We start from the raw sequence: 14,108 nt of genomic DNA on the forward strand, positions 1-14,108 counted from the left end.
GGCTTTATTATCTCCTGAAGCGACGGCAGAGGCTTTTTCCTTCTCCGCTTCCCTGCGTGCCTCCAGCTGACCCCGCAGTCGGGCAGCGGCCTTGCGGCCCTTGACAGTGGAGGTATCGTCATCTTGCGCCTCACCTTCCTCAGGCGCCATAGCGCCTGCCCTGCGCATATCGCCTGTGGTGGCGTTCGACAGCGGCACAGGCGGCGGCAGGGGCGTATTGTAGCCGCGCGTTTCAGGAACGATCCGGACCTCATCTCCCTCCAGCAGGTCAGCCGTCGGGTTGGCAATCAGCCTGTCACGGGTAGTGACGCCTGTGAGAACCTGGCATGTCAGACCAAAATTGATGCCGACCTGCACGTTCAACAGATGAACGTGGTTGCCCACCACTTTGGCCAGCTGCATTCCCTCTCCCCGGAAGATAAGGGCATTAGTGGGCACGATGAGAATGCTCGGATTGCCCGGTGCCGTGATATGGGCCGTGGCATAGGAATTGGGCCAGAGCAGGTCGTCCTTGTTGTCGAGCATCAGCTCGGTCGTGACCGTTCTGGTGGCAGCATTGAAAGCATTGGCCGTGGCCAGAAAACGGGCCTTGAAAATCCGCCCGGGATATTGCGGCACGCTGAGCTCAGCGGTGATCTTGGGCGAAATCACGCTGGCATAGTCCTGCGGCACTGAAACGAACACACGCATCTTGCGCACATCGGCCACCGAAAACAGTTCTCCTGCTGTGCCGCGGGAATTGAGGTTGCCTCCGTCGCCATTGACGTAATCCCCCACATTGACCAGGCGCGAGGTGACGATGCCATCAAAGGGAGCGACAATTTTCTTGAAGTTCTCCAGCGCCTGGTAACGTTCCACCTCATGCGCCGCCGCCTCCAGCTCCGCTTTCTGGGCTGCGGCATTGGCCTGCTGGACGTCAACTTCCTGCCGTGAAACGGCCTGGGTGCCTTTGAGCGCACTCCAGCGGGCTGCGGTGATCAGGGCCAGCTTGTAACGGGCCAGCACGACATCGTAATGCGCCTTTGCCGCCGCAAACTGGGCATCCAGACTGGGCGTGCTGATGACTGCCAGCACTTCGCCCTGTTTCACATGCGCGCCATAGTCCTTGTACCACATTTTCACGTAGCCCGAGACCTGCGCGTAGATCGGCGCCTCATACCAGGCTGCCAGATTGGCCGGCAAAGCGAGATGGCGCACTTTGGGGCCATGTTTGGGAGAAATCAGAACCACTGGCGGCACTGCCGCCAGGCGGGTCTCTTCGGAAATGTCACGCCGGTCCAGCAGGCGCTGCAGAATCCCCCACCCCACCAGACCGAGAGCGAAGGCCAGCATCAGCCAGAGCACGCTTCTGGGAAACCGTCGCTTGCCGGAAGACATCGGGATCATGCCTGGTTTCCTTCTGGAGCGGATGAGGAGGAAGCCGCAGCCCCTGCCCGGCCCGGCCGGTGCTGAACCAGAGCGAAGACACAGGGCACGAACAGCAGGGTTGCGATCGTGGCCAGCAGCAGCCCGCCGATCACGGCCTTGCCGAGAGGCGCATTGGCCGAATTGCTGAGCGCCATGGGAATCATACCCACCATCATTGCCAGCGCTGTCATCAGGACCGGTCGCATCCGCTCATACCCTGCTTCCACCGCCGCCCGCAGCGCATTGCCGTGCAGGTCCATCCGCTCACGCGCAAAGGCCACGACCAGAATGGAGTTCGCGGTGGCTGTGCCCATGCACATGATGGCGCCGGTCAGGGCGGGCACCGACAGGGAAGTATGCGTGAGAAACAGCGCCCAGGCGATCCCAGCCAGGGCCCCGGGCAGCGCCATGATGATAACGAAGGGATCAAGCCAGGACTGAAAATTCACCACGATGATCAGATAAACCAGCACAATCGAGAGCGCGAGGCCACCCAGCAGCTGAAGATAGGCGCTCATCATCGTGACGGCCTGGCCGCGCACCACCATGCTGGCCCCGTGTGGCAGGTGCGGGCGTTCTTCGGCAACAACCCTGTTCACGGCGCGCGCCACAGTGCCGAGATCCATCCGTTCAGGTGCTGCATAGATGTCGAAAACCGGCATGATGTTGTAATGCGACACCTCAGCGGGGGTACCGGTCTGGCGCAGGTCACTCACCCCGCCGAGCAGCTGGAGGATGCGGTTATGCGGGTTGCCGTCTCCATTGTCGATCGGCAGGATCTCCAGCTCGTTGAGGGTCTGGAGATAATTGGCCGGCACTTGCACATCAATCAGCTGCGACGTCCCCATCTTGTTCAGATAATAGGTCTGCCCGACCTGCCCACTGCCTGAAAGGGCCACGAGCGCATTGAAGGCGATGTCCTTCTCAGTCAGCCCCGTCCCGAGGGCAAAACTGCGCCTGGCATCGACCACCATGGTCGGCTGGGTCATCGGCTGCTGGATGGAAACATCGGTGATGCCCGTGATCTGCCGGAGCCTGCTGGCCAGGTGGCGGGCAAAATCGTAGTTGGCCTGCAGGTCGCGCCCGACGATCTGCACGTCAATGGGCGAGGGCAGACCGAAATTCAGAATCTTGGCCGTCAGATCCGCTGGCTGAAAGGTGAAGACCGTTCCCGGAAAAGCATTCGTCAGGCCTTTGCGCAGCAACCTGCGATACTGGGCGGTCGGGCTTTCGGGATCATTGAGCTGGATGGTGACGTCACAATCCTGTGGGCCGGTGGAAGGCGAGGAGACCATGGCCTGGTTGATGCCGCTGACAGGCAGGCCGCAATTGGTCACAACCGTGGCAACCTTGCCGGGCAACATCTGGCGCACCTGTTTTTCCACCAGGCCGCTGATCAGCCCGGCCTGCTCGATACGCATGCCGATCGGCGTGCGGATGTGCATCTGCAGCGTATCGGACCGGATTTCAGGGAAGAAATTCTGCCCCACGAAGAACAGCAGACCCAGCGAAGCCACGGCCAGCCCGAGAAAAACAGCGATGAACCTGCCGCGGATAGTCACCAGCTTCTGCAGAAGGCCTTGGTAGGCTTTGCGGAAAGCTTCAAACTTCCGGTCGAAACCCTTCTGAAAACGCACCAGCACGCCCAGGGCTTTTTCAGCCTCCTGCTCGCCCTTCTCCCCAAGTGCTTCCTTGAGGCGCTGCTGCGACACATGCGCGCTCAACAGCCACTTGGCCATTGTGGGCACCAGGGTACGGGAAAGGATGAAGGAAGCGATCATGGCAAAGATGATGGCTTCAGCCAGCGGCATGAAGAGCCAGCCGGAAACCCCGGTCAGCTCGAAAAGGGGCAGCCAGACGATACAGATGCAGGTCGTGGAGACAAAGGTGGGGATGACGATCTGGTTGGCTGCATCAATGATGGCTTCTTCCAGCCCTTTTTTCCTCTTTGTTTTTCTGCTTCCTGCTTCCGCAGGCTCTGCCCCTTCTTTCCCTTCGGAGCTCCCAGACTCTTCAGAAGGCAAATGCAGATGGTGGTCAATGTTCTCGATCATCACGGTAGCATCATCAACGAGAATGCCGACCGCCAGCGCCAGGCCGCCCAGGGTCATCACGTTGATCGACTGCCCGGCCAGCTGCAGGCAGATCAGGGCAGACAGGATGGCCAGCGGAATGGAGGTTGCGACAATCAGCGTGTACCGCCACGAGCCCAGGAAAAGCAGCACGGTCAGGCTTGTCAGCAGGGCGGCCATCACCATTTCCCGCACCACGTCGATGACGGATTCCTTCACGAAGGTCGAGGCATCGGTCAGGATGCGCATCGTCGTGCCGGCAGGCAGCGTCGCCTGGACCTGGGGCAGCAGGTTCTTGATGCCCTGCACCACCTCCAGCGTGGAGGCATTGCCGCTTTTGAGGATGACGATCATCACGGCCTGTTGACCGCGCACCAGAACGGCATTGGTCTGGGGCGGGCCGCCCTTATGCACCCAGGCCACATCCCGCAGGTAGATCACTGAATTGCCCACCTGCTTGATCGGCATGTTGTTGAAAGCCTCGATTTCACGTGGAGCGGCATTGGTCCGCACCATGAAGTCGAACTTGCCCACCTTCTGGTCACCGGCCGGCAGAACGATGTTCTGCTGATTAAGCGCGCGCGCCACGTCCTCGGCCGACAGGCGGTGGGCAAGCAGCTTGACCGGATCGAGATCGACCATGATATCGGCGGCCAGCCCACCGTAAGGGCTGGGGATCGCGGTGCCAGCAACCGAGACCAGCTCGGGCCGGATCAGATTGGAAGCCATGTTGTAGACTTCCGATGCCGACATGTTGGGATTGTTGACCTGAAGCGACAGCACCGGCACCGAAGAGGCATCAAGCGCCAGGATCAGCGGTGGCGTCGCCCCTGTCGGCAGCTGCTTGATCACCGTCTGTGAAACTGAAGTGATCTGCGTCTGCGCAACAGCCGGGTCCGTTCCGGGCTGGAAGTAGATCTTGACGATGCCGCGCCCGTAATACGAGTTGCTTTCGATATGCTCGATATTGCTGACCGTCGCCGTCAGCGAGCGCTCATAATAATAGACAATACGGCCCGACATCTCCTCGGGCATCAGACCGGTATAGGTCCAGACGGCAGCCACCACAGGGATGCGGATATTGGGAAAGACATCGGTCGGCGTGCTGAGGATGGCGCGCACACCGAAAATGACGATAACGATGGCCAGGACGACAAAAGTATAGGGACGCCGCAGCGCCGTAAGAACAATAGCGTTCACGGAGAAACATTCATGATGGAAATGACGTGCCCGGACAGAGGCCTGAGCGCTTGAAACGCCAGCCGCTGACCCCTGGGTTGAAAGCCCCTTCGCACAGCCAGCGCACCTGCAGGCCGAAAAAGCGTGTGCGTTGCCAGGCACGAAAAAAGAACTGTTTTCATACCATTATTTAGGGACCGAAACCCTGCAACGCAAAGCCATGGGCTGCAAACAGCACCGGAAAAGCCGAAGAATCTACTCATCTCCCTTTCTCCACACCCTGAACAGAGCCGGAAAAAACGCCATGAAAGCCCAGCCCTGACAGACAGTTCCTCACCGCAGGGGCGGAAACAGGAGGCGGAAAACCGTTCCACGCGGCACGCCGTCTTCTGAGGCTTCTGGGGTGCCAGTTCCGCTGCTGGAAGGGGGCTGCACCTTCCAGGCGGGACCGTCACCTATCTCCAGGCGGGCCTCGTGAAGACGGACGATGGCGGCCACCAGGCTCAATCCCAGACCGCTGCCTGGAATGTGGCGACTCTTGTCAGCACGATAAAAACGGCCGAGCACCGCTTCACGCTCTTCAGGTGGAATGCCCGGGCCCGTATCGCCAATTTCAAACCAGCTTTCTCCCTGGGCATTCTGCCCGCTCCGGATCACGACCTTGCCGCCGGCCGGAGTGAATTTCAGGGCGTTGTCCAACAGATTGGCCAGCACCTCATTGAGCAGGTCGGCATCGCCGACCAGCGGCAGGACGGCCTGCGAGCGCCCGGAAACCGGAGGGCCGCTGAAAGTCGGCCCTTCTGCCGGTTGCAGCGAAAGCGTGATGCCCTTTGTTTCCGCCATGGGTTCGTAGAGATCGGCCATCGCTGCAACCAACGGCGCCAGGTCCATGGTATCAAAGCCTGCACGGCGCTGACCGCTTTCAATCTCGCCGATCCGTAGCAGGGAGGTGATGACCGAAAAGCACTGCTCCAGATCCGCCCGGCAGCGCAGCAGCGCCTCTTCCACCTTTTCCAGCTGACCGGCCGGAACTTGGACCAGACTGCTCGAAGCGGGTGACTCCAGGGACAGCTCAGGGCCCGACAGGGATTGATCCCCCCCCTGGGCGTAGTGGCGCGCCAGAACCTGCTGCTGCAGTGCAACAGCCCGATCAAGCCGGGCCTGCACCCGCGCCAGGGGCGTGCGCAGATCATGGGCAATACTGTTTCCCACATCGCGCATGTCTTCCATGAGGTGCTGAAGGCGATCAAGCATGCGGTTGACGGAACGCGCCAGAAGCTGGAAATCGTCCCGACCACTGCCGAGAGGGAAGCGCTCGTGCAGATCGCCTTTCATGATCCGCTCCAGCGCCTCATGAATGACCTTGATGTGCACCAGGGTCCTCTGGCTCAGGAACAGGCCGGCCAGCAGCGCGAACAGAGCAACGGGCAGCACGGAATACATGGCGGTTTTACGTGCCATGCGCCGCAGCTCATCGGCCGTGTGCCGCGACCGCTCCACCACCAGGAGACGCGGCTGGCCATCCACGCCCTTCACCCGCACCACCAGAAAGCGCATCGCCGTTTCAGTTCCGTCCGGCAGGGTGACGGTCAGCGGCTGCACCTTGAGGGCGCGGAAGGAAACGGGGCCTGGGGGTGGGGCCTGAAGGCCCGGGGGCCAGCGGCGGATATCACCTCCGACATGGTGGTGCTGAAGATCAAACAACCCGGCGCCGTTGAGCAGGACCCGCAACTCGTTGGTGCTGCGGTCGTGCAGGGTGACTTCCAGCTCACGCGGCGTCTCCTGGGCCAGCATCTCGGCAGCGCCCTGAAGAATTTCGCTGGTCCGGTGCTGGTCAAAAGCGTTCATCTGCCAGCACAGCAGGCCCAGCTGCAGCCCCATGCCCAGCACGATGACGCACACCAGGCCGAGTGTCAGGCGGAAAGGCGCTGTGCGGAACAGTTCCGCAGGCGGGCGCAGCGCATTCCAGAACACGCGTTTCATCCCCGGGTGCGCAGGCAGAATCCGGCGCCGCGGATACTCTCTATGATCGAGGCTTCCCCCGGCGCGTCAATCTTGCGCCGCAGCTTGCCCACATGAACATCGACCAGATTGGTCTGGGGAATGAAACGATAGTTCCAGACGTCCTCCAGCAGCATGCTGCGGGTCAGGACAGTGTCAGGCCGGCGCATCATGTATTCCAGCAGGCGGAATTCACGCGGCAGCAGGTCGATCTCCCGCGCTCCCCGGCGCACCGTGCGTTCGATCAGGTCCATTTCCAGCTCGCCCGCCCGCAGGACGGTGGCACGCGTTTCAATGGGGCGCCGCAGCAGCGCTTCCAGGCGGGCCACCAGCTCTTCCATAGCAAAAGGTTTGGTAAGGTAATCATCCCCCCCGGCCTTGAGGCCGTTCACCCGGTCATCCACCGCCGAGAGAGCGGACAGCACCAGGACGGGAACGGGATTGCCCTGACCACGCAGAGCGGCCAGCACTTCCAGCCCTTCCATCTCCGGCAGCATGCGATCGATGATCAACAGGTCATACACGCCGCTCCGGGCGGCCTGCAGACCGCCCGTCCCTGTCGCTTCGCGCTGCAGCTCATAACCACGCGCCGTCAGTTCTTCAACGATTTCACCAGCCAGGCTTTCATCGTCCTCAACGAGAAGAACACGCGGCGCGGTTTCCCGCTCCCTGCTGCCGTCAGCCTCTGTCATACCCCTATCTCCCTGCCTTTCGCCTATCAGGACATGCGTCCTTTCCCTGGCAGGCGGTTACTCCGGCCCTCTCAGGGAACAGCATCTTAGGGAAATTGCAGGGAGAAAAAAATAAAACCGGTTTTAGCGCCTCTGCTGCACAAACAGGTCCGCTTCAGCCGATCAGGAACCGGAAGATAAGCGCTGGGAAGCGGCAGCCGTTTCATCGTTCTGGAAATCCGTCTCCCCTGCATCGGCGGAATCCACCTCTCCAAGGGCGTTGAGCTTGCGGCCCAGCACCCTGGTCCGGCGGCGCGCCTCTTCGATCGTGTTGCCGATCGTGCCGGCATTGCGCTGGAGTTTTTCCAGCACCTGGTCCATGCGCAGCATTTCCTGGCGTGTTTCCCCAAGCAGGCCGGCAATCATTTCCGTGCGCTCTTCCAGCGCCATCGTCACGTAACCGAGATGCACGCTCCGCAGCAGCCCGGGCAGCAGTGACGGGCCCAGCACGAGAACACGGCGCGTGCGCCCGACTTCATCAATCAGCCCCGGAATATGCGCAATTTCCGCATACAACCCATCAGTCGGCACGTACAGCACAGCAAATTCCACCGTGATGGGCGGGCGGATGTATTTATCAGCGATCTTGCGGGCTTCAAGACGCACCACATTCTCCAGCGCCTTGCGTGCCGCCTTCTCTTCCTCCGCCTCTCCCGTTTCCACGGCATTGAGCAGGCGTTCGTAGGCTTCCGTGGGAAACTTGCTGTCGATAGCCAGCACAGGCGCACGCGCCGTCCCCCTGACAGGCATGCGCAAGGCGAATTCCACCACCTCGCCACTTTCAGGTGAAAGGCGGAAATCACGCTCATAGCTTCCGGCAGGCAGAATGTCATCCAGGATGGCCTGACATTGCGCCTCGCCCCAGCCCCCACGTGTTTTCACGTTGGAGAACAGCTTTCTGAGGTCACCGATCTGGGCCGTCATGCCCTGTACTTCACCCACCGCTTTCTGCAGGGCGGCAAACTGTTCCACAACGCGCTGGAAGCTGCTTTCCATCTGGCGCTCCACCGCCTCCTGCAGGCGCTGGTTCACACTCGCCTGCAGCTGCGCCATCTGCTCCTGCTGCAACGTGCCCATCTCGCGCAGCCCTTCCGACAGCAGCAGGCGCAGGTCCGACTGGTCCTGGCGCGCTTTCTGCACCAGGGTTTCAAACATCTGGCGGTTTTCAAGCCGGCCCTGTTCAAGACGACTGCCCAGGGCCCGTTCACTGTCGAGCTCCTGGGTCACCACCTGATGACGCACCCCTTCAAGGTCACGCCGCAGCGCCTCGAACATCACCGCAGGCTCCTGGTCCGATCGGGCGCGCCGGACCAGCCCCCACCAGAACGCGCCCAGGGCAAGGAAAAGAGAAAAGCCCGTCACGAGCCAGGGAAGCATCTCCTGCATGGTCCTACAGCTCCGTCCTTTCCGGTCCATTCTGATTCATGCACGCTTCAACCCGCGCGCGCAGCCAGCGCCCGTCCGGCAGCAGTGCCGCTCGCCCAGGCCCACTGGAAATTGTAGCCGCCCAGCCAGCCCGTGACATCCACGGCTTCCCCCACCGCAAACAGGCCTGGCACGGTCTTGGCTTCCATCGTTTTCTGCTCCAGTCCATGCGTGTCGATCCCGCCGCGCATCACTTCCGCCTTGGCGTAGCCTTCCGTTCCCGAAGGGGTAAGCTCCCAGCGCGTCAGGCGTTCGGCCAGCCTGCGCATCGTTGCAAGCGATTGTGCACCGACCGGGCGCTCATCCATCGTCTCGGCCACCAGCATCCTGGCCAGGCGCACAGGCAGTCCCGGCAGCAGAGCCGTCCCCTGCGCCTTGGGGCGCGCCTGGCGCAGGGCAAGCAGAGATCCCAGCACATCTTTTTCATGAGGCAGCAGGTTCAGGCAGACCGGCTGCGGTCCCTGGCGGTAGGAGGAGATCTGCAGGATGGCCGGTCCCGACAGACCCCGATGCGTAAAAACCAGCCCGTCCGTAAACCGGGGCGCCTGTCTGCCAGCTTTTCCTGCCCCACCCGCCAGGGAAGCGGTTACCGGCAGGGAGACCCCGGCCAGCTCAGCCAGGGACGGCGACAGGGTCAGAGGCACCAGTCCGGGGGCTACATCTGTCGTTTTCAGGCCGAACTGACGCGCCAGCTGCAGGGAAAGCCCGGTTGCTCCCAGTTTGGGAATGGCGAGCCCCCCGGTCGCCAGGACCAGGGTGCGCGACTGCCACAAGCCGCGATTCGTGCGGACATGGAAACAGTGACCATCGTGGGAAACATCCTCGATCTGCTGCCCCAGCGCCAGCTTCACCTGGCCACGCGTGCATTCAGCGAGCAGCATCTCGACGATCTGACGCCCCGAGCCATCGCAGAAAAGCTGTCCCGCATCCTTTTCATGCCAGGCAATGTGGTGGCGCTCCACCAGGCCCAGAAAGTCCTGCGGCGTGCAGGCTGACAGAGCAGAGCGGGCAAAACGTGGATTGGCCGAGATATACCGGTCCGACTGCGCCTCAAGATGAGTGAAATTACAGCGCCCACCGCCGGAAATCAGAATCTTGCGCCCCGGCTCATCTGCATGGTCAAGCACGGCCACGCGCGCGCCGCCCTGTCCAGCCACAGCGGCGGTCATCAGCCCTGCAGCGCCTGCCCCGAGAACAAGTGCATCCAGAAGAACGGATTTATCAGCCTGAGATTCCATTTTCCGGTCTTCTTCTGTTAGGGCTGATTCTATCAATCAGTCGTGTAATTCGACATGACGGCTTTCAGTGATGGCCCGAGACCCTGGGGGGAAGAGCCGCAAAAACACCAGCTCAGAAATCGAGGTCTGAGTAATGAGGGGGTGGTTGCAGGCCGCTGACCTTGTCATTGAGCAGGGTGCGGAAGCAGGGTCGGGATTTGACGCGCGAATACCAGTCCCGCACGGCCGGCGCCGTCGCCCAGGCGACATCCCCCAGAAAGTCCAGCGCAGACAGATGGGCGGCGGCGGCGAAATCAGCAGCCGATAATGAGGGCCCTGCAAGCCAGGTGCGGGTTTCAGCCAGGTAACCGATATAGTCGAGATGATAGCGCAGATTCTTGTAGCCCGTCCGCAGTACACTGCCTGTCGGATGGCCAAGGCCGAAATGACGCTTCATCACCTTCTCACCCAGCAGGTTCACGGTCACTTCCTGCTGGAACAACCCGTCAAACCAGTCCAGCAGGCGCCGCACTTCCACGCGCTCGGCCACGTTGCGGCCCAAAAGGGGGGGCTCGGGATAAACGTCTTCAAGATACTCGCAGATCACCCGCGCTCCCGGCACCACCATGCCGCTGTCCTCGACCAGCACCGGCACTTCCCCGGCCGGGTTGAGACGCCGAAATTCCTCGCTCGGCTCCCAGATCTTCTCGACCGCGAGTTCACAGGGGAGGCGTTTCTCGCCAAGCATGAGCCGGGCCAGACGTGATTGCGGAGACAGGGGAAGATGGTGCAATATGCGCATGACCTCCCTTCTACGGCAGCCCTGCCCCGTGGAACAAGACACTTAAATCGGGTTGAAGCCGTGGGTCCGGCTTTTCGTCCCTTCACGTGCTGCCGGCGCTCAACGCGCCAGGGGCCTTGCCGAAACAGTCGGGGCATGACGCAGCTTTAAAGTTTTGATAGTCGGGAACGCATGTCCAATACGCCCAGTGCCTCTACAGTGCCTGACCCCGCCGCTTCTCAACGCCGCATCCGCGCGCGCGGACGCTCCTATCTGGCGCTCATCCTCTCCCCCGAAGCCCCACTCGACAGCTGGCTGCAGGCTCTGGACGCCCAACTCGCCCGCTCGCCGGACTTTTTCCGCTCCCGCCCCCTTATTCTCGATCTCGAGCTGATGACACCGGACGCAGCAGGGCTGGCAGAACTGCAGGAGGCGCTGCGCCAGCGCGGGCTCAACATTATCGGCATTGAAGGGGGCCAGCGCGACTGGCCGGCTCTAAAAGGCTGGGACTGGCCCTCCCGCCTGAATGGCGGCCGCGCAACCGGACCGGTCGCCCTGCCAGAAGAGCCAGCGCCTGCCCCCCTGGCAAGCAGTGGTGAAACCCTGGTCGTGGAAGGGCCGGTGCGTTCAGGCCGCTCCATCGAGAACCCGGATGGTGACCTGATCATCCTTGGCGCCGTGTCTTCGGGCGCCGAGGTGGTGGCAGCGGGCTCGATTCACGTTTATGGTCCCCTGCGCGGTCGTGCCATTGCCGGAATAGCAGGCAATGCGCAGGCCTGTATCTACACCACCCGCCTGGAAGCGGAGCTGCTGGCCCTCAATGGCTATTACATGGTTTCCGAGGAGCTGACTGCGGATTGGATCGGCCAGCCAGCCCGGATCCAGCTTCAGGACGACCAGCTCATCCTCCATCCCCTGGATGCCGAGCGCCGCTGAGGATTTCAATTCTCCAGGGGGCCGCTTGCAGGAGGGGCTAAACAGCCTGACAAAACTGCAACCCCCAGAAGAAATTCCGATAAGATTTCAAAAACTTCATCCAGAATCCTGATCCGTAACATTTTTCTGTCGCAATTTTCCTTCTATAGAGTTTCTTTCTGTCTGCAGGCTGGCTCTGACCGGAAACTGCTATAAACTGGCGAAGACCGCAGAGCCGGGTACGGGCGGTGGGGACTGCCCCTCCTCGCTGTCTGAGCTCCCTCCGCGGCAGAAACGCAGATAGCGGCCATGGGGGCTGCCGGGTACGGGGTCAAGTACCGGGGAATGCGCAACAACGAAGCACGGGGACAGACCGTTCATGGCAAAAATCATTGTCGTTACCTCAGGCAAGGGAGGTGTTGGCAAGACGACGACGACCGCAGCTCTCGGCGCAGCGCTGGCCCGCAACGGCCAGAACGTCGCCGTAGTGGATTTCGATGTCGGGTTGCGCAATCTTGATCTCGTCATGGGGGTGGAACGCCGCGTGGTGTTCGATCTCATCAATGTCGTGCAGGGCGATGCCAAGCTGGGCCAGGCCCTGATCCGCGATAAACGTTGCGAAAATCTCTCCATTCTTCCCGCTTCGCAGACCCGCGACAAGGACGCATTGACCGCCGAAGGCATTGCACGGGTCATGGATGAGCTGCGCGAAAAATTCGACTGGGTGCTGTGTGACAGCCCGGCCGGCATCGAACGCGGGGCCCAGCTGGCCATGTATCATGCCGATCATGCCGTGATCGTCACCAATCCTGAAGTCAGCTCCGTGCGCGATTCAGACCGTATCATCGGTATGCTCGACAGCCGCACCGCGCGGGCGGAAAAAGGAGAGCAGGTCCAGAAACACCTGCTGGTGACCCGCTATGATCCCGCCCGTGCGGCACGCAATGAGATGCTGAGCGTCGAGGACGTGCTGGAGATCCTGTCTGTTCCGCTGGTGGGCATCATTCCGGAGAGCGAGGATGTTCTGAAAGCCTCCAATGTCGGCGCGCCTGTCACTCTGGCTGCGCCTGACAGCGCGCCGGCACGCGCTTATGCGGAAGCTGTCCGACGCCTGGAAGGCGAGGATATCCCTGTCACCATTCCTGCTGAAAAACGGGGTTTCTTCTCCAGCCTGTTCGGGAAAAAGGGGTCATGAGTTTTTTCAACAATTTCTTTGCACGCCGTCAGACTCCCAGCAGCACCGTCGCACGGGACCGCCTGCAGATTCTCCTGGCCCATGAACGCGGCGCCGGCCAGGAAGGCGATTCAGAGCTGATCCGCAAGCTGCACAAGGAAATCCTGGAAGTGCTGTCGCGCCATGTGACGGTTGATCAGGACATGGTCCAGATCAAGCTCGACCGCAAGCAGGGCTGCTCCACCCTGGAGATCGACATCGAAGTTCCCCAGGAAGTCGCTTCCAATACAGGACGCCAGCCGGGTCAGAACCCTGCACGAGCCGTTTCAGGGTTGCACCCTCACCCTCGGCACCTGACCTGAGCCGAAAAACAGAACAGACTCAACGTAAAAAAGCCTGCCTGCTCAAAAAGCGGCAGGCTTTTTTACGTTTCGGGCAATGCGCACCGCAAAAGCAAAATTCACAGCTCGGCCCAGCTACGCAGAAGATTGTGATAGACATTCGTCAGCCGCAGGACTTCGGAAGATTTGGGACCTTCACGTTGGGTCAGCGCCTGGATGCTCTGGTCAAGATCGAACAGGATGGCACGGTGCTCCTGCGAGCGGATGGTCGACTGACTCCAGAAAAAAGCTCCTATCCGGCTGCCGCGCGTAACCGGTGTGACAGCGTGCAGAGCGCGTGTGGGATAGACGATCATGTGACCGGCCGGCAGGCGCACGGCTTTTTCCTCCGATGGGCCGTAAAGCACCAGCTCTCCCCCCTCATATTCTTCCGGTTCACTGAGAAACAACGTGCTTGAGACGTCAGTGCGCACGCGCTGCCCTGAGCCTGGAATGGGCCGCAGAGCATTATCGACATGGGCGCCGAAGAACATTCCTTCATCGTAACGGTTGAAAAGCGGAGGTACCAGCCGCAAGGGAAGCACGGCGCTGTTGAAAAGAGGGTTGGTGCCAAGCTTGCGCAACAGGAAAGTCGAGAGTTCCCGTCCTAGCGCACTGCCAGGGGCGATCTGAAGATTGTTCTTCACGCTGCCGGACTGCGCCCCGGCCGTCAGGCGGCCGTCTTCCCATTCAGCCCGGGCCAGGCGCGCCCGCAGCCCATTAACCTCCTCACGGCTCAGAACATCGGGAATATGAAGCATCATGAGACTGATCCTTGTGCGTGAAGATTCTGAGAACCTTCGGGGTTGTGGTGGTTTTACCTGGG

General features: G+C 61.2%; 10 protein-coding genes and 1 pseudogene. 3 read left to right on the plus strand and 8 right to left on the minus strand.

Features of this window, described 5'->3' with window-relative positions:
* Positions 1–108: 108 nt before the first annotated feature.
* The 7 genes and pseudogenes from E3E11_RS01885 to E3E11_RS01915 all read right to left on the minus strand — a co-directional run.
* Positions 109–1,332 (minus strand): annotated as a pseudogene (locus E3E11_RS01885) (efflux RND transporter periplasmic adaptor subunit); the annotation flags it as partial.
* 50 nt (positions 1,333–1,382) lie between these two features.
* A complete protein-coding gene (locus E3E11_RS01890; RefSeq protein ID WP_141450941.1) occupies positions 1,383–4,679 on the minus strand; it encodes an efflux RND transporter permease subunit in 3,297 nt (1,098 codons plus the stop codon).
* A 312-nt stretch (positions 4,680–4,991) separates the two neighbouring features.
* Entirely contained in the window at positions 4,992–6,641 is a 1,650-nt protein-coding gene (locus E3E11_RS01895) for a sensor histidine kinase (protein WP_231118952.1), read from the minus strand.
* Positions 6,638–7,351 carry a response regulator transcription factor gene (locus tag E3E11_RS01900; protein WP_141450942.1) on the minus strand — a complete coding sequence of 238 codons (714 nt, stop codon included), beginning with the start codon at positions 7,349–7,351 and terminating at the stop codon, positions 6,638–6,640. The genes E3E11_RS01895 and E3E11_RS01900 overlap by 4 nt, the downstream gene beginning before the upstream one ends.
* A gap of 162 nt (positions 7,352–7,513) precedes the next feature.
* A complete protein-coding gene (locus E3E11_RS01905; protein WP_141450943.1) occupies positions 7,514–8,776 on the minus strand; it encodes a DNA recombination protein RmuC in 1,263 nt (420 codons plus the stop codon).
* A 47-nt stretch (positions 8,777–8,823) separates the two neighbouring features.
* The gene (locus tag E3E11_RS01910; RefSeq protein ID WP_141450944.1) at positions 8,824–10,053 is read right to left on the minus strand and encodes a BaiN/RdsA family NAD(P)/FAD-dependent oxidoreductase; all 1,230 of its coding nucleotides are present in this window, start codon (positions 10,051–10,053) and stop codon (positions 8,824–8,826) included.
* A 112-nt stretch (positions 10,054–10,165) separates the two neighbouring features.
* The gene (locus tag E3E11_RS01915; protein ID WP_141450945.1) at positions 10,166–10,834 is read right to left on the minus strand and encodes a glutathione S-transferase family protein; all 669 of its coding nucleotides are present in this window, start codon (positions 10,832–10,834) and stop codon (positions 10,166–10,168) included.
* Between the two features lie 171 nt (positions 10,835–11,005).
* Here E3E11_RS01915 and minC point away from each other — a divergent pair, with 171 nt between their 5' ends.
* From minC to minE, 3 genes are all read left to right on the plus strand, one after another.
* Positions 11,006–11,749: a septum site-determining protein MinC gene (minC, locus tag E3E11_RS01920; RefSeq protein WP_141450946.1), complete on the plus strand. Its 744-nt coding sequence runs from the start codon at positions 11,006–11,008 to the stop codon at positions 11,747–11,749.
* A gap of 358 nt (positions 11,750–12,107) precedes the next feature.
* Positions 12,108–12,923, plus strand: a complete 816-nt coding sequence (gene minD, locus E3E11_RS01925) for a septum site-determining protein MinD (protein ID WP_141450947.1) — start codon at positions 12,108–12,110, stop codon at positions 12,921–12,923.
* Positions 12,920–13,264, plus strand: coding sequence for a cell division topological specificity factor MinE (minE, locus tag E3E11_RS01930; RefSeq protein WP_141450948.1), 345 nt, complete (start codon positions 12,920–12,922; stop codon positions 13,262–13,264). The genes minD and minE overlap by 4 nt, the downstream gene beginning before the upstream one ends.
* Positions 13,265–13,362: 98 nt before the next feature.
* On the opposite strand, the gene E3E11_RS01935 is transcribed toward minE, so the two are convergent.
* A complete protein-coding gene (locus tag E3E11_RS01935) occupies positions 13,363–14,046 on the minus strand; it encodes a Fe2+-dependent dioxygenase (protein WP_141450949.1) in 684 nt (227 codons plus the stop codon).
* Positions 14,047–14,108 lie beyond the last annotated feature (62 nt).

Source organism: Oecophyllibacter saccharovorans (assembly GCF_006542375.1).
GTDB classification, from domain to species: Bacteria; Pseudomonadota; Alphaproteobacteria; order Acetobacterales; family Acetobacteraceae; genus Oecophyllibacter; species Oecophyllibacter saccharovorans.

Bases quoted from the DNA above. Each gene is read 5' to 3' on its own strand.
- minD (WP_141450947.1), top strand. From the start codon at position 12,108: ATGGCAAAAATCATTGTCGTTACCTCAGGCAAGGGAGGTGTTGGCAAG.
- minE (WP_141450948.1), top strand. From the start codon at position 12,920: ATGAGTTTTTTCAACAATTTCTTTGCACGCCGTCAGACTCCCAGCAGC.
- E3E11_RS01895 (WP_231118952.1), bottom strand. From the start codon at position 6,641: ATGAAACGCGTGTTCTGGAATGCGCTGCGCCCGCCTGCGGAACTGTTC.
- minC (WP_141450946.1), top strand. From the start codon at position 11,006: ATGTCCAATACGCCCAGTGCCTCTACAGTGCCTGACCCCGCCGCTTCT.
- E3E11_RS01935 (WP_141450949.1), bottom strand. From the start codon at position 14,046: ATGATGCTTCATATTCCCGATGTTCTGAGCCGTGAGGAGGTTAATGGG.
- E3E11_RS01915 (WP_141450945.1), bottom strand. From the start codon at position 10,834: ATGCGCATATTGCACCATCTTCCCCTGTCTCCGCAATCACGTCTGGCC.
- E3E11_RS01910 (WP_141450944.1), bottom strand. From the start codon at position 10,053: ATGGAATCTCAGGCTGATAAATCCGTTCTTCTGGATGCACTTGTTCTC.
- E3E11_RS01905 (WP_141450943.1), bottom strand. From the start codon at position 8,776: ATGCAGGAGATGCTTCCCTGGCTCGTGACGGGCTTTTCTCTTTTCCTT.
- E3E11_RS01900 (WP_141450942.1), bottom strand. From the start codon at position 7,351: ATGACAGAGGCTGACGGCAGCAGGGAGCGGGAAACCGCGCCGCGTGTT.